General features: G+C 54.0%; 19 protein-coding genes. 11 read left to right on the plus strand and 8 right to left on the minus strand.

Annotation, left to right across the window (positions count from 1 at the left end; genetic code table 11):
* Positions 1-15 precede the first annotated feature (15 nt).
* Positions 16-378, plus strand: a complete 363-nt coding sequence (locus RHP47_RS07865; RefSeq protein WP_286625244.1) for a single-stranded DNA-binding protein — start codon at positions 16-18, stop codon at positions 376-378.
* Between the two features lie 54 nt (positions 379-432).
* Entirely contained in the window at positions 433-2,667 is a 2,235-nt protein-coding gene (locus RHP47_RS07870; protein WP_310840161.1) for a transglycosylase domain-containing protein, read from the plus strand.
* Here RHP47_RS07870 and RHP47_RS07875 read toward each other — a convergent pair.
* Positions 2,664-3,734, minus strand: coding sequence for an ABC transporter ATP-binding protein (locus RHP47_RS07875; protein WP_226971912.1), 1,071 nt, complete (start codon positions 3,732-3,734; stop codon positions 2,664-2,666). The genes RHP47_RS07870 and RHP47_RS07875 overlap by 4 nt on opposite strands.
* 267 nt (positions 3,735-4,001) lie before the next feature.
* A complete protein-coding gene (locus tag RHP47_RS07880) occupies positions 4,002-4,469 on the minus strand; it encodes a DUF4079 domain-containing protein (protein ID WP_310840162.1) in 468 nt (155 codons plus the stop codon).
* A 251-nt stretch (positions 4,470-4,720) separates the two neighbouring features.
* Between RHP47_RS07880 and RHP47_RS07885 the strand changes: the two genes are divergently transcribed.
* On the plus strand, positions 4,721-5,656 hold the full coding sequence (locus tag RHP47_RS07885) for a DUF1517 domain-containing protein (protein ID WP_302679265.1): 936 nt from the start codon (positions 4,721-4,723) through the stop codon (positions 5,654-5,656).
* Between the two features lie 3 nt (positions 5,657-5,659).
* Here RHP47_RS07885 and RHP47_RS07890 read toward each other — a convergent pair whose 3' ends face one another.
* On the minus strand, positions 5,660-6,643 hold the full coding sequence (locus RHP47_RS07890; RefSeq protein WP_149819761.1) for a glucokinase: 984 nt from the start codon (positions 6,641-6,643) through the stop codon (positions 5,660-5,662).
* Positions 6,644-6,656: 13 nt separating this feature from the next.
* Positions 6,657-7,388: a phosphoribosylaminoimidazolesuccinocarboxamide synthase gene (gene purC, locus RHP47_RS07895; RefSeq protein ID WP_310840164.1), complete on the minus strand. Its 732-nt coding sequence runs from the start codon at positions 7,386-7,388 to the stop codon at positions 6,657-6,659.
* Between the two features lie 141 nt (positions 7,389-7,529).
* On the opposite strand from purC, the gene RHP47_RS07900 reads away from it, so the two are divergent.
* Positions 7,530-8,336, plus strand: a complete 807-nt coding sequence (locus RHP47_RS07900) for a helix-turn-helix domain-containing protein (RefSeq protein WP_149819765.1) — start codon at positions 7,530-7,532, stop codon at positions 8,334-8,336.
* A 10-nt stretch (positions 8,337-8,346) separates the two neighbouring features.
* Positions 8,347-11,838 (plus strand): AAA-like domain-containing protein, encoded by a 3,492-nt coding sequence (locus RHP47_RS07905; RefSeq protein ID WP_310840165.1) that lies wholly within the window; start codon positions 8,347-8,349, stop codon positions 11,836-11,838.
* Here RHP47_RS07905 and RHP47_RS07910 read toward each other — a convergent pair.
* Positions 11,835-12,155 carry an MgPME-cyclase complex family protein gene (locus RHP47_RS07910; protein WP_286668575.1) on the minus strand — a complete coding sequence of 107 codons (321 nt, stop codon included), beginning with the start codon at positions 12,153-12,155 and terminating at the stop codon, positions 11,835-11,837. The two genes, RHP47_RS07905 and RHP47_RS07910, sit on opposite strands and share 4 nt — an antisense overlap.
* A 122-nt stretch (positions 12,156-12,277) precedes the next feature.
* Here RHP47_RS07910 and RHP47_RS07915 point away from each other — a divergent pair, with 122 nt between their 5' ends.
* From RHP47_RS07915 to RHP47_RS07935, 5 genes are all read left to right on the plus strand, one after another.
* Positions 12,278-13,183 carry an Rpn family recombination-promoting nuclease/putative transposase gene (locus RHP47_RS07915; RefSeq protein ID WP_310840166.1) on the plus strand — a complete coding sequence of 302 codons (906 nt, stop codon included), beginning with the start codon at positions 12,278-12,280 and terminating at the stop codon, positions 13,181-13,183.
* A 3-nt stretch (positions 13,184-13,186) separates the two neighbouring features.
* Positions 13,187-14,164 carry an Rpn family recombination-promoting nuclease/putative transposase gene (locus tag RHP47_RS07920; protein WP_310840167.1) on the plus strand — a complete coding sequence of 326 codons (978 nt, stop codon included), beginning with the start codon at positions 13,187-13,189 and terminating at the stop codon, positions 14,162-14,164.
* A gap of 3 nt (positions 14,165-14,167) precedes the next feature.
* Positions 14,168-15,133 carry an Rpn family recombination-promoting nuclease/putative transposase gene (locus RHP47_RS07925; protein ID WP_310840168.1) on the plus strand — a complete coding sequence of 322 codons (966 nt, stop codon included), beginning with the start codon at positions 14,168-14,170 and terminating at the stop codon, positions 15,131-15,133.
* 128 nt (positions 15,134-15,261) lie between these two features.
* Positions 15,262-15,999 carry a 3-oxoacyl-[acyl-carrier-protein] reductase gene (fabG, locus tag RHP47_RS07930; protein ID WP_286625256.1) on the plus strand — a complete coding sequence of 246 codons (738 nt, stop codon included), beginning with the start codon at positions 15,262-15,264 and terminating at the stop codon, positions 15,997-15,999.
* A gap of 25 nt (positions 16,000-16,024) precedes the next feature.
* Entirely contained in the window at positions 16,025-18,754 is a 2,730-nt protein-coding gene (locus RHP47_RS07935; RefSeq protein ID WP_310840169.1) for a valine--tRNA ligase, read from the plus strand.
* A 142-nt stretch (positions 18,755-18,896) separates the two neighbouring features.
* Here the strand turns inward: RHP47_RS07935 and RHP47_RS07940 are convergent, their stop codons facing one another.
* The 3 genes from RHP47_RS07940 to RHP47_RS07950 are packed head-to-tail and all read right to left on the minus strand — an operon-like array spanning position 18,897 to position 21,145.
* Complete coding sequence (locus RHP47_RS07940; protein WP_149819783.1) at positions 18,897-19,253, minus strand: ribulose bisphosphate carboxylase small subunit; 357 nt, start codon at positions 19,251-19,253, stop codon at positions 18,897-18,899.
* Between the two features lie 30 nt (positions 19,254-19,283).
* The gene (gene rcbX, locus RHP47_RS07945; RefSeq protein ID WP_149819785.1) at positions 19,284-19,664 is read right to left on the minus strand and encodes a RuBisCO chaperone RbcX; all 381 of its coding nucleotides are present in this window, start codon (positions 19,662-19,664) and stop codon (positions 19,284-19,286) included.
* Between the two features lie 53 nt (positions 19,665-19,717).
* Positions 19,718-21,145: a form I ribulose bisphosphate carboxylase large subunit gene (locus RHP47_RS07950; RefSeq protein ID WP_310840170.1), complete on the minus strand. Its 1,428-nt coding sequence runs from the start codon at positions 21,143-21,145 to the stop codon at positions 19,718-19,720.
* 412 nt (positions 21,146-21,557) lie between these two features.
* On the opposite strand from RHP47_RS07950, the gene ylqF reads away from it, so the two are divergent.
* Complete coding sequence (gene ylqF, locus RHP47_RS07955; protein ID WP_310840171.1) at positions 21,558-22,406, plus strand: ribosome biogenesis GTPase YlqF; 849 nt, start codon at positions 21,558-21,560, stop codon at positions 22,404-22,406.
* The last annotated feature ends 33 nt before the right edge of the window (positions 22,407-22,439 follow it).

Here is a 22,439-nt window from a genome sequence, read left to right on the forward strand (position 1 = left end):
TGAGGCTAGTCAGCCATGGGTCTAAACGTGGTTCATCTAGTGGGTCGTGTCGGCAGTGATCCCGACGTTCGCTATTTTGAGTCGGGGAGTGTGAAGTGTCGGCTGACCTTGGCCGTGAATCGCCCCACCAAGGACGATCAACCCGATTGGTTTAACTTGGAAATTTGGGGAAAAACCGCTCAGGTGGCTGCTGATTATGTGCGCAAAGGAACGCTGTTGGGTATCAAGGGCAGTCTCAAGTTCGATCGCTGGCAAGACCGCAACACGGGGGCTGATCGCTCCTCGCCGGTCATTTTAGTTGACCGAATGGATATTCTCAGTTCCAAGCGGGATACGGATCCCAGTGCCGTGCCAGCGGGCTATGTGCCAGAAATGTAGGGATACAATCGAGTTACCTGTTCGTCAAATCACAGTGTCCCTATCGTTGCTGCCATGCCCAATCCTGCCCGAGATTTTTGGCAGTCCATGACTCAAACCGTCACCCAAGCGGTGCAAACGGTACACTCTCGCTTTGATTGGCAACAGGTCTCCCTGCGGGAAAATGCTCGCACGCCCGAGTTATGGGTTGAGTTCAAAGGTCAACGCCAAGTCTTTCCCTTGGTTGGCGATCGCTATGTTATTGGCCGTAGCCACAGCCGTGCCGATATTATTGTCGATGCCGAGATTGTCAGTGGTACCCATGCCCGCCTCAAACGGCTCACCCCCACAGGCGTCTTTCAAATCCAAGACTTAGACTCCACCAACGGCATCTATCGCAAACGGCAGCGCCTGAAAACAAGTGAACTGCACCACGGCGATGTCATTACCCTTGGCCCCCCAGAGGTTAAAGGTGCTGTTACCCTCCGCTTCCACAATCCACCCCCCCCTTGGGTTCATGCTGTCACCTACAGTATTTGGGGGGCGATCGGCATCAGTGGCCTTGTAATGGGATTACTAGCTGCCGAAGCTAGCAAAGTGGCGGTGCGTCCCCTGCCTCCGATTGAGCAAGGGCCGATTATTCTCCTCGATCGCCAAGGGGAACTGATCAACCCAGTCGAAGATCGCCCCCACCGCGAACTGCAACGGCTCAATGAGTTTTCCCCTTACTTAGTCCATGGGGTCTTGGCCTCTGAGGATGTGCGCTACTACTGGCACTTTGGTGTTGATCCTCTGGGCATGGCGCGAGCGGTGGTGACCAATCTATTAACCCGCCAAACACGTGAAGGAGCAAGTACCCTATCCCAGCAGTTGGCACGTACACTCTTTCGTTCCCATGTGGGGATGGATGAGAGCCTCGGCCGCAAGTGGCGCGAAATGGCGGTTGCCCTGAAGCTGGAATTTTTCTACAGCAAAGAGGAGCTGCTGTTGGCCTACCTCAACCGCGTGTATCTGGGCTTAGGCAATCGCGGCTTTGAGGATGCGGCGCAATTCTACTTTGATAAGCCTGCCAAAGACTTGACGCTTAATGAGGCCGCCACGCTGGTGGGGATTTTGCCAGCACCGAACCGCTTTAACCCGGTGCGCGACTACGATGTGGCAGTGGATTATCGCAATCGTGTCATTTTGCGCATGGTGCAGCAGGGCTACATCAGCAAAGAAGAGGGCGATCGCGCCCGCCGCTCCCGCATTGAAATTAGTCCCAAGGCGCGGGAATTGCTCACCTCCCAGCGCTTTCCCTACTACACGGATCATGTCTATCAGGAACTTGCCCAACTCCTCGGTGAAAACCTCGCCCAAGAGGGCAACCTGATTGTGGAGACAGGCCTAGACCCCCGCTGGCAAGAACTGGCCGAAACCAGTCTGCGCAATTTTATCACCAGCACTGGCAGCGCCTATGGGGTTCATCAGGGGGGACTGATTACCCTGCGGCCGAGGGATGGTTTGATTCTTGCCCTCGTGGGTGGCGTGGATTACCAAAAAAGCCAGTTTAACCGTGCCACCCTTGCCCTGCGTCAACCGGGCTCCACATTCAAGGTGTTTGTCTATACCGAAGCCCTCCTGCAAGGCCATAGGGCTGGTGAAACCTTTTCCTGCGCGCCCGTCTTCTGGCAGGGGCAACAATTTGAGGGCTGTCGTGCAGGCGGTGGTGCGATGGATTTAGCCACAGCGTTAGCCCTTTCCGAAAATCCGATTGCTTTGCGCCTCGCCCAAACTGTTGGTTTAGAAGCCACGATTCAATTGGCAAGAGCAATGGGCATTACCACCCCCCTACAGGCAGTGCCCGGCCTTGTTCTCGGTCAAAGTGAGGTCACCCTCCTTGAAATCAGTGGTGCCTTTGCTGTGCTCGCCAATGAGGGACAGCGCATTCCGCCCCATGCCATTGTTTCGGTGCGCGATGGCGGTGATTGTAAAAGAACAAACGACTGGCAGACCTGTCGCCTGATCTACGCCGCGAGTGATGAAACACCTCAACGGGTGCTCGACCCAGCGATCGCCAATGAAATGACGCGTTTGCTGACCGCTGTTGTCAGCCGGGGGACGGGTCGTGCCGCCGCCATTGGCCGTTCTGTGGCGGGCAAAACGGGCACCACGAATGATGGTCGCGACCTTTGGTTTATTGGCTATGTGCCCGCTGCTGATGTCCTCACCGGAATTTGGCTGGGCAATGATGATAATAGCCCCACCCAAGGCAGTAGTGGGTTGGCTGCCGCTCTTTGGGGCGAATATATGGGGCGTGCCCTAAACTAGAGTTCCTTGGGAAAGAAACGCACCGCTTGCGCGGCCACTTTCACAGGGGTACCAACGGGTAAATTCACAGCAAGGGGCTGGCGGGCGTGGAGATCTTGACCGGAGGGCAGTTGAATACAGTAGCGATACTCGCGACCAAGGAACTGGCGATCGCGAATCACAAAGCAGCTGGTTGCCGCAGTGTCTGGCTGCAATTGCACATCCTCTTCCCGAATCATCACCTCCCCTTCCCTCTTGGGGAGTGCTTCCGGCAGGGGAAACACGCCAACATCCGTGCGTACCTGAGACCCTTCGGCACAGGCCGGCAAAAAGTTGGCTTGGGTAATGAAGCCTGCCACAAATCGCGAGGCCGGCTGGCAATAAATGTCTTGGGGGTTACCCACCTGCTCAATCTTGCCTTGACGCATCACCGCTAAGCGATCCGAGAGACTCAGGGCTTCCTCCTGATCATGGGTAACAAAAATTGCCGTTGTCCCTGTGCCCTTGAGAATGGTGCGTAATTCTTCCCGCAGTTGCAGTCGCACTTGGGCATCCAGATTACTCAGGGGTTCATCGAGGAGAATCACCGCTGGTTGGGGGGCGATCGCCCGCGCCAAGGCAACTCGTTGCTGTTGGCCACCCGACAACTCATGGGGATAGCGCTTTTTCAGATCCGCCAGCTGCACTAGAGCCAAAACTGCTGCCACCCGCTCCTGAATTTGCTGCTTGCTCAGGCGTTGTTGTTGCAAACCAAAGGCAATATTCTCCGCCACCGTCAAATGGGGAAACAGGGCGAAGTCCTGAAAGACCATGCCCAAAGACCGTTGCTCAGGGGGCACAAAGACATTTGCCGCTGCCACACAGCGATCGCCCACCCAAATTTCCCCAGCATCTGGCGTGTCCAGACCGGCAATTAAGCGCAGTAGCGTTGTCTTACCGCAACCCGAAGGCCCCAACAGCCCGAGAATTTCCCCCTCATGGACACAGAGGCTCACATCGCAAATCGCAGCAAAGCGGCCAAAGGATTTATGTAAGTGCTCAACCCGGACGGCTGTTTGAAGCGTTGGCATCAGGGAAAGTGTGGTCATGATCACCCAGAAAGCGAACTGTCTGCAATCAGTAAAGCGAAGGAGCACCCACTGCATTAGGAATTATTTGCAGTACAGCCCTTTTCTGAAATATTGGGTACGTCAGGTAAGTGAAATGCTGACCCACACGCGCTTTCGCAGTGCTAAGCATATTCATCCCTGTGAAAAGGGCTGTAACTAGTGCTCCTCATATTCTGGCACAAAAGTCCTCGCTTGTTGCAGAGATTTTGCAATTGCTACGCTCGCTGCCTAGGTTGCCACCCGCATCTAACTAGCATTGAGAATTCGCTGCACAATTTGCAGACCCGTCACCGCCTGCCAACCAAAAAGGATCACCAGAAACAGGTTGAGGGTCATGTGCAGGGCACGAGCGGCCTCACTGCCCTTTTGCATAAAGGGGGTCAAGCTGGCAGAAATTGCAATCAATGCCGTCATCCCTAGCCCGACAATCAAGTGCGGTCCGACAAAGAGCTTGCCATTATTGATGTAGGTGACCGCCATCCCGCCAATCGTCCCCATGACCATCAAAGCCAATAGGATGGCGCCAACTTGGTGGTGTTTGATATTTACCTTGGATTGGATCAGTGCTTTCTTTTCCTCGCCGCTGAGGGAGCGTAGGCGACGGGTTTGAATCCCTAAATACATGGCATAAAGCGTGAGCGCAAAAAGAATCCACATCAGCACCGGGTGGGCAAAGGTAATCACCGGCTTAAGAGGCTCAGGAATTTCAATCATTGTTTTCGTGAACAGAACTCGGCAGGCAAAGCATTCATCGAAAGTTTGCTTTTCATATCGTAATACAGCCCTTTTCTAAAATATGGCCTACACCAAGGGGGCGCGAGGCTTCCGTAATTTTGACTGCTGCCAGTGTGTTCCATCCCCGCGAAAAGGGCTGTAGGGTTTACCCATCTGTTCTAAAGATGACAAAACGTTAGACTGAGAGCAGGACCTCTCCTTCGGTGTGTCAATCCTTGGGAACACAATTTATGATGAAAACTTTTTGGCAACGTCTCAAATCTGTGACAGCAATTGTGGCAGTGGGGGTATTGATTGCCCATCTTGTCCTTGACAGTGGTGCCGCATGGGCAGCCCGCAGTGGTGGACGTGTCGGGGGTGGCTCCTTTAGTCGTCCGGCGCCCGCCCGTTCCTACCGTGCCCCCCGCAGTGATTACGGCGGCTATGCTCAGCCTGTTCCAGTCTATGGCGGTGGTTTTGGCTTTCCCTTCCTAATTCCCTTCTTTGGTTTTGGCGGTGGCTTTGGCGGCCTATTCACGATCATCATGATTGGTGTGCTGGCCAATATTTTAATCTCCACCTTCCGCAACTTCCGCAATAGCGGCGATGACTCAGAGATCTACCAAGACAACCCCGTGGTCTCGCTGCATACGCTGCATGTGGGACTCCTCGCCCAAGCTCGCGAACTCCAAGAGGAACTGAATCAACTAGCGCTCACCGCTGATACCCAAAGTCCCGAAGGTCTCACCAAAGTGCTGCAAGAGGCAACGCTTGCTCTGCTGCGCCATCCCCAATACTGGGTTTATGCCCACGCCAGCAGCCAAGAAACGAAACTGCTGCAAGCGGAAACAGCCTTTAACCAACTGGCGCTTGCGGAGCGCAGCAAACTCAGTGCAGAAACCCTCTCCAACTACCGCCGTGAAATTAAGCAGACAGCGATCGCCCCTGTGGTGAGCAATGATGTGGGTGAATATATTGTTGTAACTTTGGTGGTGGCTGCCACGGGTCGCTTGAAACTGCCCGCAGTCAATAATGACCTAGAGCTACGGCAAGCGCTGCAACAGTTGGGAGGCATTGGTAGCGATCGCCTACTGGCGGTCGAATTGCTCTGGCAACCCCAAGCCATTGGTGACACCCTCACTGCTGATGAGTTGCTAATGGCCTATCCACAACTGAAGCACCTCTAACCCCTAGGCCCCCTGAGCGGCTAAATGTACCGCGCCCCGCAATCCCACCTCTGGATTCGTAATCACTGCAACGTACAACTGCTCCATCAGGGGGCGAAATCGTCCCTTACTCACAAACCCTTGGCGAAACGTGCCATCGGTCATTTTCGGCAGAATTTTCGGGGCAATCCCTCCGGCAATCAGCACCCCCCCCAAGGGCAAACTTTTCAGGGCAAGGTTGCCAGCCTCTGCCCCATAGGCATCCACAAACATCCGTAAGGCTTCTGCACACAGAGGATCCCCCTCAAGGCCGTATTGACTGATCACGGCGGCGCGATCCTCCACCTCTGCCATGGCTGCTGCAACCACTGCTGATTCGGGAGCAAAGTGGACACTCTTGAGATACTCGTAAATTGCCACTAGCCCCGCGCCAGAAACCACCCGTTCCACAGAAACTCGCTCGTAGGTTTGCCACAAATAGCGCAATAGACCCATTTCCTGTTCATTGCGGGGTGGAAAGTCGGTGTGGCCGCCCTCTAGGGGCATCACTTGGTAGCGATCGCCCTGCCAAATCATCAGTGCTTCCCCTAATCCAGTACCTGCTCCCAATAGGGCAATAGGCGCCTGGGGGCGCCGCGGTCGCTCCTGAAGGACAACAAAATCCGTCGGCGGTAACACCAATGCACCATAGGCCACGGCTGCAAAATCATTCAGCAGCGTCACGCAAGGGATCTGCAATGCCGTTTCTAATTCAGCACCACTGACCCGCCAGCCCAAATTGGTTACCTGAGCCACTTGGTCAATCACAGGCCCCGGAATCCCCAGACAAGCCCGCTGGGGATGGGCAGGACTCTCCTTGAGGAACATTTGCAAAAGAGCTGTCAAGTCAGGGAAATCGCGGCTGGCGTATTTCGCCCTGTGGAGCAAATGCCAATCGCTACCCACCACATCCCATAACTCGATGAGAGTTTTTGTGCCACCCACATCGGCGCCAAGTACAACGGTCATTGCCCACCCCTTGCTAACTCACGCTATGGGCTAACACTCGCTGCATCACGAGGGCGTAGGCATCCTCAATGGCGCCCAAATCTTGGCGAAAACGATCTTTATCGAGAATGCGCTTCTCAGGATCACTTTCATCCTGATTCCAGAGGCGGCAACTGTCGGGACTAATTTCATCCGCCAAGAGAATCTCCCCCGTCGGACTGCGGCCAAACTCCAGCTTAAAGTCCACCAAGGTAATGCCACACTCAGCAAAAAAGCGACTGAGATGGGTATTGACGGCCAAGGCCATTTCCCTGATCTTTGCGACTTCCTCATCTGTGGCAATCTGCAATAGGCGCAGGCGATCGCCCGTGAGCAGCGGATCACCAAGATCATCATTCTTGAGGTAAAACTCCACCAAGGGGGGATTGAGTTCTAATCCCAAGGGCAATCCCGTCTGCCGACAAAGGCTTCCCGCTGCCCGATTGCGCACCACCACCTCAAGGGGAATAATCTCTACTCGCCGAATGTGCATCTTGTTTGGCGCCACTTGGGCAATAAAATGGTTGGGGATGCCCTGAGCCGCCAGATACCGAAACAAATGGCTGGCGATCGCGCAGTTCATCACTCCCTTGTTTTGGATCGAGCCGCGCTTCTGAGCATTAAAGGCGGTGGCATCATCCTTGAACGCCGCCAGCAAGATGTCTGGATCCGCTGTGGCATAAATAATCTTTGCCTTGCCTTCGTACAAGGGAGAGAACTGAGTCATAAAAATGAGGTGCGTCTAAAAGCCAGATCTAGCCTAGCAAAGGCAGTCCCCCAATCCACAGCAGCTTGCTATAGGATAATCCCAATGGCTAAACCCCTCTTCGGCAAATTGGCATAGACTGACGGCAGGAGATAGATAGCGATGCCTCACTTCAGTAATCAACAGGCAGAAAAACTGGCAGAAATTGGTGCCTTCCTCCGCGAAAAGCGACGGGAAGTGGGTCTAAGTCTTGAGGAGTTGGCCGCCAAAACGTTGGTGCGCCAGTCAATCCTTGCAGCCATTGAAAATGCCAACCTTGAGGAGTTACCCGAACCCGTCTATACCCAAGGATTTATTCGCCGTTTTGCCGATGCCCTTGGCCTTGATGGCAAAAGTATTGCCGCCAATTTTCCAACAGTGGCTGACCCTGTGGAGCGCCCCGATAAACCCAGTGTTCCCAAGGGTGGCATAGGTTGGCAGTTGCGCCCAATTCACCTCTACCTGATGTACTTTGCCCTCGTGGCAGCGGCAGTGGCTGGGTTGGCCTATCTCTTTCGTCCCCAAGCCCAAAGCATCACCGATTTAGCCCCCGCACCGACCCCTACCGCGTCCCCCAGCCCCACACCCACCCCCACAGCAGCGGCAACACCGACGCCCAGCCCTACGACCCCTGAAACGGTTGAGGTCAAGTTGTCCCTCTCCGATGCCTCGTGGCTCGAGGTGGAAGCCGATGGTCGAGTTGTCTATGCCGGTATTTTGGAGTCGGGAACAGAGCGCAGTTGGCAAGCCAAGGAACGTTTAATTGTCCGCACGGGGAATGCTGGCGCTGTCAAGGTGAGTGTCAATAATGGTCCGTCCCAACCGATGGGGCAACTGGGAGAAGTGACAGAAAAAGAATTTCTTGCTAGTCAGGCCACTTCAGAGAGGGCAACCACGTCAACAGCACCTGAGCGTACCGTTTCCAACTAGGTCACCCTCAATGGATGCAGCAACCACCTATCAAGTGGGGGGCAGTTTACCCACCACATCGGCAGTCTATGTCCGACGGCAAGCGGATGCGGATCTGTTGGCTGCCCTCACCGCTGGCGAATTTTGCTATATTCTCAATTCGCGGCAAATGGGCAAATCCAGCTTGCGGGTGCAGGTGACGCAGCAATTGATGACAATGGGGTACCGCTGTGCTGCCCTCGACATTACCAAAATTGGCAGCCAAAATATTCAACCCGAGCAGTGGTATGCCAGCTTTGTGGGTGCCCTCATTCAGGGATTTCAGTTAACTGATGTGGTCTCCTTGCGCTCTTGGTGGCGCGATCGCCAGCTGGTGTCACCCATTCAGCGCCTCAGTGATTTCGTAGAAACAGTGCTGCTTGCCCACACCCGTGAACCTCTTGTCATTTTTATTGATGAAATTGATAGTTTGTTGAGTCTGCCCTTTTCCACCGATGATTTTTTTGCTTGGATCCGCGCTTGTTACAACCAACGGGCAGATTATCCCGAATATCAGCGCTTAACCTTTGCTCTCTTTGGCGTGGCCACTCCCGATCAACTGATTCAAGATAAGCAACGCACCCCCTTTAACATTGGTTGTGCCATTGATTTACAGGGATTTACCCTTGCGGAAGCCACCCCCCTACTCAAGGGCATTGCCCATCTTAGCGACAACCCCGATCAACTCTTGGCGGAAATTCTCAATTGGACGGGTGGCCAACCCTTCTTGACCCAAAAACTCTGTCGCCTGCTGCAACACCACGGGTCATTCATGCCAACGTCAACCCTCTCCCAGCAGTTAGCCCAGTTTGTCCAAGAGCATATCCTTCAGGATTGGGAGCGGCAAGATGAACCCGAACACCTCAAGACCATTCGCAATCGCTTGCTGGCTGATGAACAGCGCATCGGTCGGCTCTTGGGTCTCTATCAGCGGGTTTTAGAAACGGGGGGCATTCCCCTTGATGGCAGTAGTGAGCAGCGTGCCCTCGCTCTAACGGGACTGGTGTGTCAGCGCCAAGGCAAATTGCAAGTCTTTAACCCCATCTATGCCCATATTTTTGACGCTGCGTGGGTGGAGCAACAACTGGCACAACTGCGCCCCTACAGTGAGGAGTTCCAAGCATGGCTGCGCTCTGGGGGGAGTGATAGCTCCCGTCTCCTGCGGGGACAAGCCCTTGAGGAAGCGTTGATCTGGGCCAGTGGCAAAAGTCTCAGTGATCTGGATTATCAGTATCTTTCTGCCAGTCAGGAGGCCAACCAGAAAGCGATTCAAGACACGTTACTGCTCGAGCGCCAAGAAAAGGAGGCGATCAGTGCTGCCAACCGCATTCTCGAGGCAGCTCGCCAAAAAGCCAGTCGTCTGACCCGCCGCGCCCTCATGGCTCTTGGTATTGTTTCTGTGATTTCTCTGGGGGTAGCGGCAATTTTGGCAAAAACCTATGCAGATCTGCAAGCCTCCCAAGAAAGTCTAGCCCTTGAGCAAACCAGTAATGATCTTCTGGAACAGTTTCAAGCCCAAGAGTTACCCGCCCTTTTAGCAGGTATTGAGGCAGGACGCCACTTAAAACGACTGGTGGGCGATCGCCCCCTGAGTCAATACCCTACGACGCGCCCCCTCTTTGTGCTCAATTTTTTCCTCGATCACATTCAAGCCCGCAACCAATGGCAGAGTGACAATACCCCCCTGATGGCGGCCTTTTTGACGGCTGATGGTCAGCAGTTCAGCATTAGTGAAAGCGGCCTTGTCGAATTTTGGCGAGTGAACGGCGAGCGACTGAGTGCCCAGTCTTTGGAGATTGGCAATGTCAAACTGGCGCGGATCAGCCCTGCGGGCGATCGCGTGGGTCTGCTCAATAATAAGGGCGAAATTTCCCTGTGGCGTGTCGAAGTGCAAAAACTTATCTTTGAACGGCGTTTGCCTGCCTTACCGATCAATAACTTTCGCTTTAGTCCAGAGGGGCAGGAGTTGACGGCCACCACAACTACAGGGGATATGCTGCGTTGGAGCCTTGAAGGGGAATTACTGGCCACTATTCCCACCCCTAGCCAGAGTATCAATAGCTTGAGTTATGCCATCAGGGGCGATCGCTTGGCCACTGCCGATGAAGAAGGCTGGATTCGGGTTTGGTCCCGTCAGGGGGAACTGCTCCAAGCATGGCAAGTCCAAGCCGATCTTCCCGTTCCCCAAACCAGTTTGACCTATCTCAGCAATGGCCAACTGGCGACGGTAGGCAAAGATGGCACCCTCCGCCTTTGGAACACCAAGGGGCAGCAAATCAATCAATGGCGTGTCAGTGCAGCCCCAGTGTATTTTGTGGGTACGTCTCCTGTGGGCTATCGTCTATTGACCCTGAGCACAGATAACACGATGCGTCTGTGGCAGCCAACGGGTGAACTGATTGCTGAGTTGGGGAGTCATGAACGCCTGATCAATACCGTCAGCTTTAATCCAACGGGGTCAGTTCTCCTCAGTAGCGATCGCGGGGGGCAAATGACGCTGTGGTACCTCGATCATCACCGCACGGAACACTGGTTTGCCGATCAAGAAAGTATTTGGACAGTGGCCTTAGATCCCCAAGCAGCCACAGTGGTCACGGGGGGCAAAGATGGTCGCGTCAAGTACTGGCGACGGGATGGCACGCTCCTTGCCACAACCCCAGTTCTCGATCCTCAAGGCATCAACCAAGTGCTCTTTAGTCCCAGTGGCCAGCGGGTGGCGATCGCCACCAAAGGGGGAAAATTAGTGATCTGGAACCTTGCGGATCGCTCCCAGCAAATCTGGCAACTGCCCATCGAGGCTCCCCTCTACACCGTGTCCATGGATCCCCAACGACGGTACTTAGCCGCAGGCGATGAAAAAGGCACTATTTATCTTGTTGACCTCCAGCGGCCAGAGAACATTCAAAAGCGCAAAAGTGAAGGGGAAATTTGGAGCCTCAGCTTCCATCCGACACTCCCCCTGCTGGCGAGTACGGGGTCTGCGGGCACAATTGAGGTCTGGAATTTTGAGGGCGATCGCCTTGCCTATCGCCTGAACCCTGATGCAGGATGGCTGGCCGGTCTTGAATTTAGTGCCAACGGCCAATTCCTAGCGGCGGCTGGCGAAAGTGGCTCCGTCTATTTGTGGTCAATTCACGGCAAAACTGCCCCCAGCAACCCCCGTGTGTTTCGTGCTCACCAGCGGAGTATTGTCAGTCTCGGTCTGAGCCCCGATGGTGAAATGATTGCCACCGCCTCCCCCGATCGCAGTGTGCGGGTTTGGAACCAAAGAGGCCAGCTCATTACACTGATTGATCGTATTTCTGCCATTCCCTACAGCGTTGATGTGAGTGGCCAAGACGAACTTTATGTGGCGATCGGTACCGAGGATGACGAGGTCTTGATTAGCCCACTGGCCACCCTAGGACAGTTATTAACCAGTGCCTGTGACTGGCTCAAGGACTACCGTCAACAAAATCCCGCTGTTGCTCAAGCCTGTCCCTAAACGCTTGCAAGGGAAGCAAGGGGATTCGGAACCTCCTCGCTGGTGAATTGCCCCATTAGCACATACTCCAAGCGCAGCTTCAGCCACTGAATAAATTGCTGGTTGGTGGAGATAATGGCTGCGGCGGGCTGTGGACAACGTCCCTTCTGTTCAGCAAACTGGGGCTGCTCTAAAAACGCCGGCTCGGGCACCAGCCAAAAATCAATCTCCTTACCCTGCTCCCGGTAGTGACGCTGTCGCTCGCGAAACACTTCCTCAAGGGGTTCTTCCTCAGTCAAAAACTTTTTGCTTGCGAGAATGTAATAGTACGTCGCCATAGGGATCTATGCAAAACCACAACATATTCTATACAGTCCTCAGCTTAGCATAGGGGGAACACCTGCCTCCATAACACTCTAGTTCTGAAGTTTCTGGTCGGAGCGATCGCTCTTCCTCGCCCATGCACCGCGACTCTCTCTTTTACCAACTGTTTGCCCAGCTGCCCCAGACCCTCTTTGACCTTTTGGGCAGAGACACACCGCAGGGGTATCGTTTTGACTCCGTGGAACTCAAGCAAACCGCCTTTCGCATGGATGGCGTCTTCGTGCCCCCTGACCCCTCGGGAATAGTCTATTTTTGTGAAGTGCAGTTTCAGCGGGACAACACCTTTTATGAACGCTTCTTTGCGGAAATCTTTCTCTATTTGCGGCTGTATCGCCACACCTTTTCTGACTGGCAAGCGGTGGTGATTTATCCCTATCGTCAAGCAGAACAAGTGTCCTTTGACCCCTATGAGGTGTTGGTGAATAGTCATCGCCTGCATCGGGTCTATTTGAATGAACTGGGGTCACTTGAGGGGTTGCCATTGAGCCTAGCGCTGATGCAACTCACCGTGCTAACCGAAGCAGAGATGCCGACAGCAGCACGGTTGCTGGCAGAGCGCACTCGCACAGAGGCAGTGCCAAAGCCAGAAGTCATAATAGAGTTAATCACCACCATTGTGTTGTACAAGTTTACGGAGCTGAGTCGGCAGGAGGTGCTGCGCATGCTGGGGTTTACGACGGAAGAGTTGAAGCGGACGCGGTTTTATCGGGACGTCTATGCTGAGGCACGGGAAGAGGGGTTACAAGAGGGGCGAGCACAAGGGCGAGAAGAAGGACGAGAAGAGGGACGGCAACAAGGGCTACAGCAAGGCGAAGCAGCCGTTGTCCTGCGGCAGTTAAGGCGGCGGTTTGGCAGTGTGCCCAATGACCTTGAAGAACGGATTCGTCAGCTCTCTCCCGATCAAATCGAAGCGTTGGCAGAAGCACTTCTAGACTTCACTGACCTAGAGGCAGTGTTTGCGTGGCTAAATCGCTCTTCCTAGCCCATGCACCGCGACTCCCTCTTTTACCAACTGTTTGCCCAGCTACCCCAAACCCTCTTCGACCTTTTGGGCAGAGAAGCGCCGCAGGGGTATCGTTTTGACTCCGTGGAACTCAAGCAAACGGCCTTTCGCATGGATGGCGTCTTCGTGCCCCCTGACCCCTCGGGAATCGTCTATTTTTGTGAAGTGCAGTTTCAGCGGGACAACACCTTTTATGAACGCTTCTTTGCGGAAATCTTTCTCTATTTGCGGCTGTATCGCCACACCTTTTCTGACTGGCAAGCGGTGGTGATTTATCCCCATCGTCAAGCAGAACAAGTGTCCTTTGACCCCTATGAGGTGTTGGTGAATAGTCATCGCCTGCGTCGGGTCTATTTGAATGAACTGGGGTCACTTGAGGCGTTGCCATTGAGCCTAGCGCTGATGCAGCTCACAGTGTTACCTGAAGCAGAAATGCCGACAGCAGCACGGTTGCTGGCAGAACGCACTCGCATAGAGGCGGTTCCAAGGCCAGAAGTCATAATGGAGTTGATCACCACCATTGTGTTGTACAAATTCACCAAGCTGAGTCGCGAGGAGGTGCTGCGCATGCTGGGGTTTACCACTGAGGAACTAAAGCGGACGCGGTTTTATCAAGAGGTTTATGCTGAGGCGCGAGAGGATGGATTACAGCAGGGATTACAGCAGGGATTACAGCAGGGATTGCAACAGGGACTGCAACAAGGATTGCAACAAGGATTGCAACAAGGATTGCAGCAAGGATTGCAACAAGGATTGCAACAAGGATTGCAACAAGGGCTACAGCAAGGCGAAGCAGCCGTTGTCCTGCGGCAGTTAAGGCGGCGGTTTGGCAGTGTGCCCAATGACCTTGAAGAACGGATTCGTCAGCTCTCTCCCGATCAAATCGAAGCGTTGGCAGAAGCACTTCTAGACTTCACTGACCTAGAGGCAGTGTTTGCGTGGCTAAATCGCTCTTCCTAGCCCATGCACCGCGACTCCCTCTTTTACCAACTGTTTGCCCAGCTACCCCAAACCCTCTTCGACCTTTTGGGCAGAGAAGCGCCGCAGGGGTATCGTTTTGACTCCGTGGAACTCAAGCAAACGGCCTTTCGCATGGATGGCGTCTTCGTGCCCCCTGACCCCTCGGGAATCGTCTATTTTTGTGAAGTGCAGTTTCAGCGGGACAACACCTTTTATGAACGCTTCTTTGCGGAAATCTTTCTCTATTTGCGGCTGTATCGCCACACCTTTTCTGACTGGCAAGCGGTGGTGATTTATCCCCATCGTCAAGCAGAACAAGTGTCCTTTGACCCCTATGAGGTGTTGGTGAATAGTCATCGCCTGCGTCGGGTCTATTTGAATGAACTGGGGTCACTTGAGGCGTTGCCATTGAGCCTAGCGCTGATGCAGCTCACAGTGTTACCTGAAGCAGAAATGCCGACAGCAGCACGGTTGCTGGCAGAACGCACTCGCATAGAGGCGGTTCCAAGGCCAGAAGTCATAATGGAGTTGATCACCACCATTGTGTTGTACAAATTCACCAAGCTGAGTCGCGAGGAGGTGCTGCGCATGCTGGGGTTTACCACTGAGGAACTAAAGCGGACGCGGTTTTATCAAGAGGTTTATGCTGAGGCGCGAGAGGATGGATTACAGCAGGGATTACAGCAGGGATTGCAACAAGGACTGCAACAGGGATTGCAACAGGGACTGCAACAGGGACTGCAACAAGGATTGCAGCAAGGATTGCAACAAGGATTGCAACAAGGGCTACAGCAAGGCGAAGCAGCCGTTGTCCTACGGCAGTTAAGGCGGCGGTTTGGCAGTGTGCCCAATGACCTTGAAGAACGGATTCGTCAGCTCTCTCCCGATCAAATCGAAGCGTTGGCAGAAGCACTCCTAGACTTCACTGACCTAGAGGCAGTGTTTGATTGGCTCGATCACTCCGCCTAAGAATACTGCCTCGCGTGTTGATCTATTGGGTTGACATGCCCTAGACCCAAGAGGGGTAACATCGGCTGTTAAAATTTGTGATGGATTATCCATACGTGCAGCATTTTTGCCCTTAGGAGAGAACTGATTTGAGCGAAGCAGCCGTTGCCATTGTCACTGGTGCCTCACGGGGAATTGGTCGGGCGATCGCCCTCGAGCTGGCAAAAGCAGGAGCCACGGTAGTGGTTAACTACGCCCGTTCTGCTGAAGCTGCCCTTGAAGTGGTGCAAATGATTGAACAGCAAGGGGGAACAGCGATCGCGATTGCTGCCGATGTGTCTGTCCCTGAGCAGGTCGATACCCTTGTGGCCAAAACTGTGGACACCTATGGCCGCGTCGATGTGCTGGTCAACAATGCCGGCATTACCCGCGACACGCTGCTGCTGCGCATGAGCCTCGAGGATTGGCAGGCCGTGATTAACCTGAACCTGACGGGGGTCTTCCTGTGTACCCGTGCGGTGAGTAAACTGATGCTCAAGCAAAAGCGGGGACGAATTATCAACATTGCCTCTGTGGCCGGGCAAATGGGCAACCCTGGCCAAGCCAACTACAGTGCTGCCAAAGCAGGCGTGATTGGGTTTAGCAAAACTGTGGCCAAAGAACTCGCCAGTCGGGGCATTACCGTGAATGCCGTTGCCCCCGGTTTTATTGCCACTGAGATGACCGCTGGACTCAAGGCGGAGGACATTCTTAAATTCATTCCTCTAGGGCGGTATGGTGAACCCACAGAAGTGGCGGGGATGGTGCGCTTTTTGGCCTTGGATCCGGCAGCCGCTTACATTACGGGGCAAGTCTTCAATGTGGATGGTGGTATGGTGATGGCCTAGGCGCCTTGGAGTAGTGCAACAACCCATGACCGACGCGATTACCCTCCCCAGTCAATACGATCCCAAGCAAACCGAGGCCAAATGGCAACAGCTTTGGGAAAGCAGTGGTGTCTTTCACGCCGATCCCAACCACCCCGGCAAGCCCTATTGCATTGTCATTCCGCCTCCGAATGTCACCGGCAGTTTGCACATGGGGCACGCCTTTGAGCACGCCCTGATTGATGTGCTGATTCGCTATTACCGCATGATTGGTCGCAACGTTCTCTGGCTGCCGGGGACAGACCATGCCAGTATTGCTGTTAGCACGATTTTGGATCAACAGTTGCAGGCGGAGGGCACCAACCGCTTTGCCTTGGGACGAGAGGCCTATCTCCAGCGGGCTTGGGCGTGGAAGGAGTCATCGGGCAATACGATTGTCGGCCAAATTCGTCGCTTGGGACTATCGGTGGATTGGTCGCGCGAACGCTTCACCATGGACGAGGGGTTGTCGCGGGCGGTGCTGACCGCCTTTAATCGCCTCTATGAAGCAGGGCTGATCTATCGCGGTAAGTATTTGGTGAACTGGTGCCCCGCCAGTCAATCGGCGGTCTCGGATTTAGAAGTGGAAAACCGTGAAGTACAGGGGCATCTCTGGCATTTTCGCTATCCGCTGACGGATGGCTCAGGCTATTTGGAGGTGGCGACGACCCGGCCAGAAACGATGCTGGGAGATACAGCGGTGGCGGTTCACCCTGAGGACGATCGCTATCGCCATTTGATTGGCAAAACGCTGCAGCTTCCCCTGATGAATCGGGAAATTCCCATTATTGGCGATTCCTTAGTAGATCCGACCTTTGGCACCGGCTGTGTGAAAGTCACCCCAGCCCACGATCCCAATGATTTTGTCATGGGGCAACGCCATCACCTACCCATGATTAACCTGATGAATAAGGATGGCACCCTCAATGAGAATGCTGGCGAGTTTGCGGGTCTGGATCGCTTTGTGGCGCGTCAACAGGTGGTGGCTCGCCTAGAGGCAGAGGGCTTTTTGGTACGGGTGGAGGACTATAAACACACCGTTCCCTATAGCGATCGCGGCAAAGTGCCCATTGAACCGCTCCTCTCTACCCAATGGTTTGTGAAAATTCGTCCCCTCGCGGATGCCACCCTCAAGGCACTGGATAAAAAGCACTCCCCCCGCTTTATCCCCGATCGCTGGGCAAAGGTCTATCGCGATTGGCTGGTGAACTTACGGGATTGGTGTATTTCACGGCAACTGTGGTGGGGGCATCAAATTCCCGCTTGGTATGTGGTCAGTGAAACCGAAGGCGAAGTGCGCGATGACACGCCCTTTGTGGTGGCCATGGATGAGGCCGCTGCCCGCGCCAAGGCGATCGCCCAATTTGGCAAGGAGATTCAGCTCCAGCAGGATCAGGACGTACTGGATACGTGGTTTTCCTCTGGTCTATGGCCCTTTTCCACCTTGGGCTGGCCGGATGATACGCCAGACTATCACTGCTACTACCCTACTGCCACCTTGGTCACCGGCTTTGACATCATCTTTTTCTGGGTGGCGCGGATGACAATGATGGGGCAGTACTTCACCGGTAAAATCCCCTTCCGCGATGTCTATATCCACGGCTTGGTGCGGGACGAAAACAACAAAAAAATGTCCAAGTCTGCCAACAACGGCATTGACCCCTTGGTTTTAATTGAAAAATACGGCACCGATGCCCTGCGCTATAGCTTAGTCAAGGAAGTGGTCGGCGCCGGACAGGATATTCGCCTAGAGTACAACCGCAAAACCGATGAATCGGCAACCGTCGAAGCTGGCCGCAACTTTGCCAACAAGCTTTGGAATGCCTCTCGCTTTGTGCTGCTGAATCTAGAGGGGCAAACCCCCAGCCAGTTGGGGACACCGCGGCGGCGGGACTTGGCGGCTAGCGATCGCTGGATTCTCAGTCGCTACCACACGGCCATTCAAACCACCCGCGAACGCATTGAAAGCTATGGCCTTGGGGAGGCGGCCAAGGGACTCTACGAATTCATCTGGGGGGATTTTTGCGACTGGTACATTGAACTGGTGAAACCCCGTTTGCAAGGGGAAAACGCCAAAGCCAAGCGCACGGCGCAACAGGTGCTAGCTACGGTTCTCGATGGTATCCTGAAGCTGCTCCATCCTTTCATGCCCCACATTACAGAGGAAATTTGGCACACGCTGCATCAGGTGGGAGACAGGGAAGTTTTAGCGGTACAACCCTACCCGAAAGTGAATCGCCGCGCCATTGACCCTGACCTTGAAGCCCAATTTAGCCTTTTGATTGAAACCATCCGCACCCTGCGCAATCTGCGGGCAGAGGCGGGGATTAAGCCGGGGTTGTATATTACGGCCTTGATTGAGGCCAGTGCTGAGGAAGCACCGATCTTTGAGGCTGGGGCGACAGATATTCAACACCTAGCGCGTCTCGAGTCGCTAACCATTGGTACTGGACTGCAAATTCCGCAGCAGGTGTTTAGTGGTGTGGTTGGCAAAAGCGAGGTGCTCATTCCCCTAGCGGGGGTCGTAGATGTGGAGGCCTTGGTAACAAAACTCCAGAAGGAGGGCGATCGCCTGACCAAAGACATTCAATCTTTAACGGCTCGCCTCAACAACCCCAATTTTGTTAACAAAGCTCAACCAGAGGTGGTGGCTACGGCTCAGGCGCAACTGACCGCTGCCCAACAGCAACTCGCGATTATTCAGCGCCGACTCCAATCCCTGAGTGCCGATGCCTAAACCCAATTCTGATCAGTAGAAAACGGCACCGCAAGCAGTCGAAGCCTATTTGCGCGATCGCTCGCCTCGTTAACATGCAATAAAAAGCAATAAAAAATAGGGGGGTGTTTCCCCCCTGAAATGGACTGAGAAAATCTCAGCCTTAGTAGCGATAGCCGCCGTAGCCGCTGTTGGCCTGATTGGGCTTGTAGACAATAAAGCCCATCACTTGGCACTGCTTGATATTGTCAAAGGCCACCACCCGGACGAAGCAGTTGGGATATTCCGAGCGGCACTGCTGCACCTCGTTGAGCACCTCTTGGGCATTGGTGCAGTTAAACAGGGGCAGCTTCCACATCGTCCAGTAGTGAATCTCAGCATCAGAGGTTTCGTTGAACTCTACGCAGGGGTGGTAACCCTGATCAATGGCGTACTGGATTTGGCGAGCAATTTGGGCGTCACTGAGGGGAGGCAGGTAGGAGAAGGTTTCGTAACGACGCTCTTTGGGCAGTGTTTTCATAGGTTCCTCAATTGGTTCACAGTCAACAAATTATTCAGGGGTTTCTGGGTTGCTGCTCTCAACATTGGCTTCCGACACTTGGGTCATTCGCTCCAGTTGTTGACAGCGTTGTTGCAAATTGGCCTGCTGGATGCCCGCACGTAGCATTTCTGGCAGGTAGTCTGCCACCATTTCCGCAAGATGTTCGCGTACCGTGAGGATGCGAAAACCGAGATCGGGCTGTTCGCGAAAGAGGGCTTCCAAGTAGCGTTCACCGTCTTGGATACTTTCTTGACTCGTGAACTGGTGTAGCCAGAGCGATCGCGGTGGATCGGTTTCGGCCAGTTGCCCAATCACGGTTCGCACGGCCTGATAGGTGAGATAACTCATCAGGGTTTTGGTGGTTTGCTTCGCAATGTGCTTGACATCCATAGACCTACGGGGAAATCGTTGCCGTAGCTCCGATTGAACCCCAACTGCACCACCTAGATCGTGTCTTGCGCTTCAAACTCGAACTTGATTTCTTTCCAGAGTTCGCAGGCAGCAGCCAGTTCTGGACTCCAGCGAGCGGCTTCGCGGATGATGTCGCTGCCTTCGCGCATCAGGTCACGACCTTCGTTGCGGGCTTGGATGCAGGCTTCAAGGGCGACCCGGTTCGCAGTTGCCCCCGGTGCATTCCCCCAAGGGTGACCAAGTGTGCCGCCCCCAAATTGCAGCACAGAATCATCACCAAAAATGTCCACCAGTGCGGGCATGTGCCAGACGTGAATGCCACCAGAAGCCACCGCCATCACTCCTGGCATCGAGGCCCAGTCTTGGGTGAAGTAAATGCCACGAGAGCGATCCTGCTCAATGTAGTTTTCCCGCAACAGATCGATAAAACCAAGGGTGATGGCTTTATCCCCTTCCAGCTTACCGACAACGGTACCGGTGTGGATGTGGTCACCACCAGACATCCGCAAGCACTTGGCCAAGACCCGGAAGTGGATGCCGTGGTTTTTCTGACGGTCAATCACAGCGTGCATAGCGCGGTGAATGTGCAGTAGCATGCCATTGTCACGGCACCATTTGGCCAAGGTAGTGTTGGCAGTGAACCCCGCGGTCAGGAAGTCATGCATGATGATGGGCATTTCCAGTTCTTTGGCAAACTCTGCCCGCTTCAGCATTTCCTCGCAAGTGGCAGCGGTTACGTTGAGATAGTGGCCTTTGATTTCGCCAGTTTCAGCCTGGGCTTTGTGAATGGCATCGGCGACAAACAGGAAGCGATCGCGCCAGCGTTGGAAAGGCTGGGAGTTGATGTTTTCGTCATCTTTGGTGAAGTCCAGACCACCGCGCAAGCATTCATAAACAGCACGGCCATAGTTTTTCGCCGACAGACCCAGTTTCGGCTTAATGGTGCAGCCCAAGAGGGGACGACCGTATTTATTCAATTTGTCGCGTTCCACTTGAATCCCGTGGGGTGGCCCTTGGAAGGTTTTCAGGTAAGCCACAGGAATCCGCAGGTCTTCAAGGCGCAGCGCTTTGAGGGCTTTGAAACCAAACACGTTCCCCACAATGGAGGTCAGCATGTTGGTGACCGAGCCTTCTTCAAAGAGATCCAGCGGGTAGGCAATGTAGGCGATGAACTGATTATCTTCACCCGGCAGGGGCTCGATGTCGTAGCAGCGACCTTTGTAGCGATCCAAGTCGGTCAGCAGGTCGGTCCACACGGTGGTCCATGTCCCTGTCGAGGATTCGGCGGCAACGGCGGCAGCAGCTTCTTCAAAGGGCACGCCCGGCTGCGGGGTCACACGAAAGGCCGCTAGAATATCAGTGTCTTTGGGGGTGTAATCCGGGGTGTAATAGGTCAGGCGGTAATCTTTTACCCCTGCCTGATACCCAGCTTTCTGGGATTTAGATTGCGTGTAGGCCATAGACATTTTTCCTCTTTAACAGCTACTGTGCCAAGTAGAGCAATCTCTACGGGCAACCTTTGCAATGGGTAGTGTGAACGCTACGATTCCCCGAAAATGGGGCAAAATTGAGCAATGCAAAACTCAGCGAGAGGATGCAACCATCCGCAAGCCTGTGATATGGTCGTAGGTCTTATGCTTAGCATCAGCTTAGTTGATACCCAATGCAATAACTTTTGCTTTGGAGATTCTTAATTATTCTATAGGTTTGGGTTATCAATCTTTAGAGTTGTTTATGGGTTTCTAATCAGAGGCGCATAACTATAGTCTTCTCTCTATTCAAAAATGATTGAGGATTATCCGAAATCAATTGAATGGCACTCATGGGGGGCGATCGCTCTATTGTTTTTGTAAAAAAGGGGGTGGAATTTCTATGAGTCCGATCATTCAATGGTATCCCGGCCACATTGCCAAGGCCGAACGTGCCCTCAAGGAACAACTGAAACAGGTGGATGTGATCTTAGAAGTGCGGGATGCACGGATTCCCTTGGCCAGTTGCCATCCCCAAATTCGGCAGTGGGCCAGTGGCAAGCAACGCCTCTTAGTGCTCAATGGTATGGACAGGATTAGCGATCGCGATCGCCAAGAGTGGCTCACTTGGTTTGAGACCCAAGGAGAAACCGTCTTTTTCACCAATGCGCAGCGTGGGGAAGGCATTTACCGTCTCCAACAGGCGACGGTGCAGGCAGGGGCTGTCATGAATCAACGCCGCCAACAGCGGGGCATGCAAGTAAGAGCCGTGCGGGCTGTGGTTCTGGGATTTCCCAATGTGGGCAAATCTGCCTTGATCAATCGCCTTTTGCAGCAGCGGGTGGTCGAGAGTGCCGCTCGGCCGGGGGTGACGCGGCAACTGCGTTGGGTGCGTTTGTCCCCCACCTTGGAACTCTTGGATGCGCCGGGGGTGTTGCCCATGAATTTCAAGAACCAAGACGCTGCGGTGAAACTAGCCATTTGCGATGACATTGGCCAAGCTGCCTACGATCCTTGTCGGGTGGCGCCGATTCTTGTTGAGCTACTGCACCAGTTGGGACAGGCCGATCGCCTCAGCGCTCGCTATGGTCTAGCCGTCACCGACACGGGTGAAACCTATCTTCATGATCTCGCCACTAAGCGCTACCACGGCGACTTGGAACGGGCGGCTCGTCAACTTTTGCAAGACTATCGCCGCGGTTACTTGGGGGCGATCGCCCTTGAGCATCCCCCTTTACAAGATAGTATGTAAGTATTTAGTATGTAGGTATTTCTGCAATTTTAA

Source organism: Thermosynechococcus sp. QKsg1 (genome assembly GCF_031586415.1).
In the GTDB taxonomy this organism is placed as follows: Bacteria; Cyanobacteriota; Cyanobacteriia; order Thermosynechococcales; family Thermosynechococcaceae; genus Thermosynechococcus.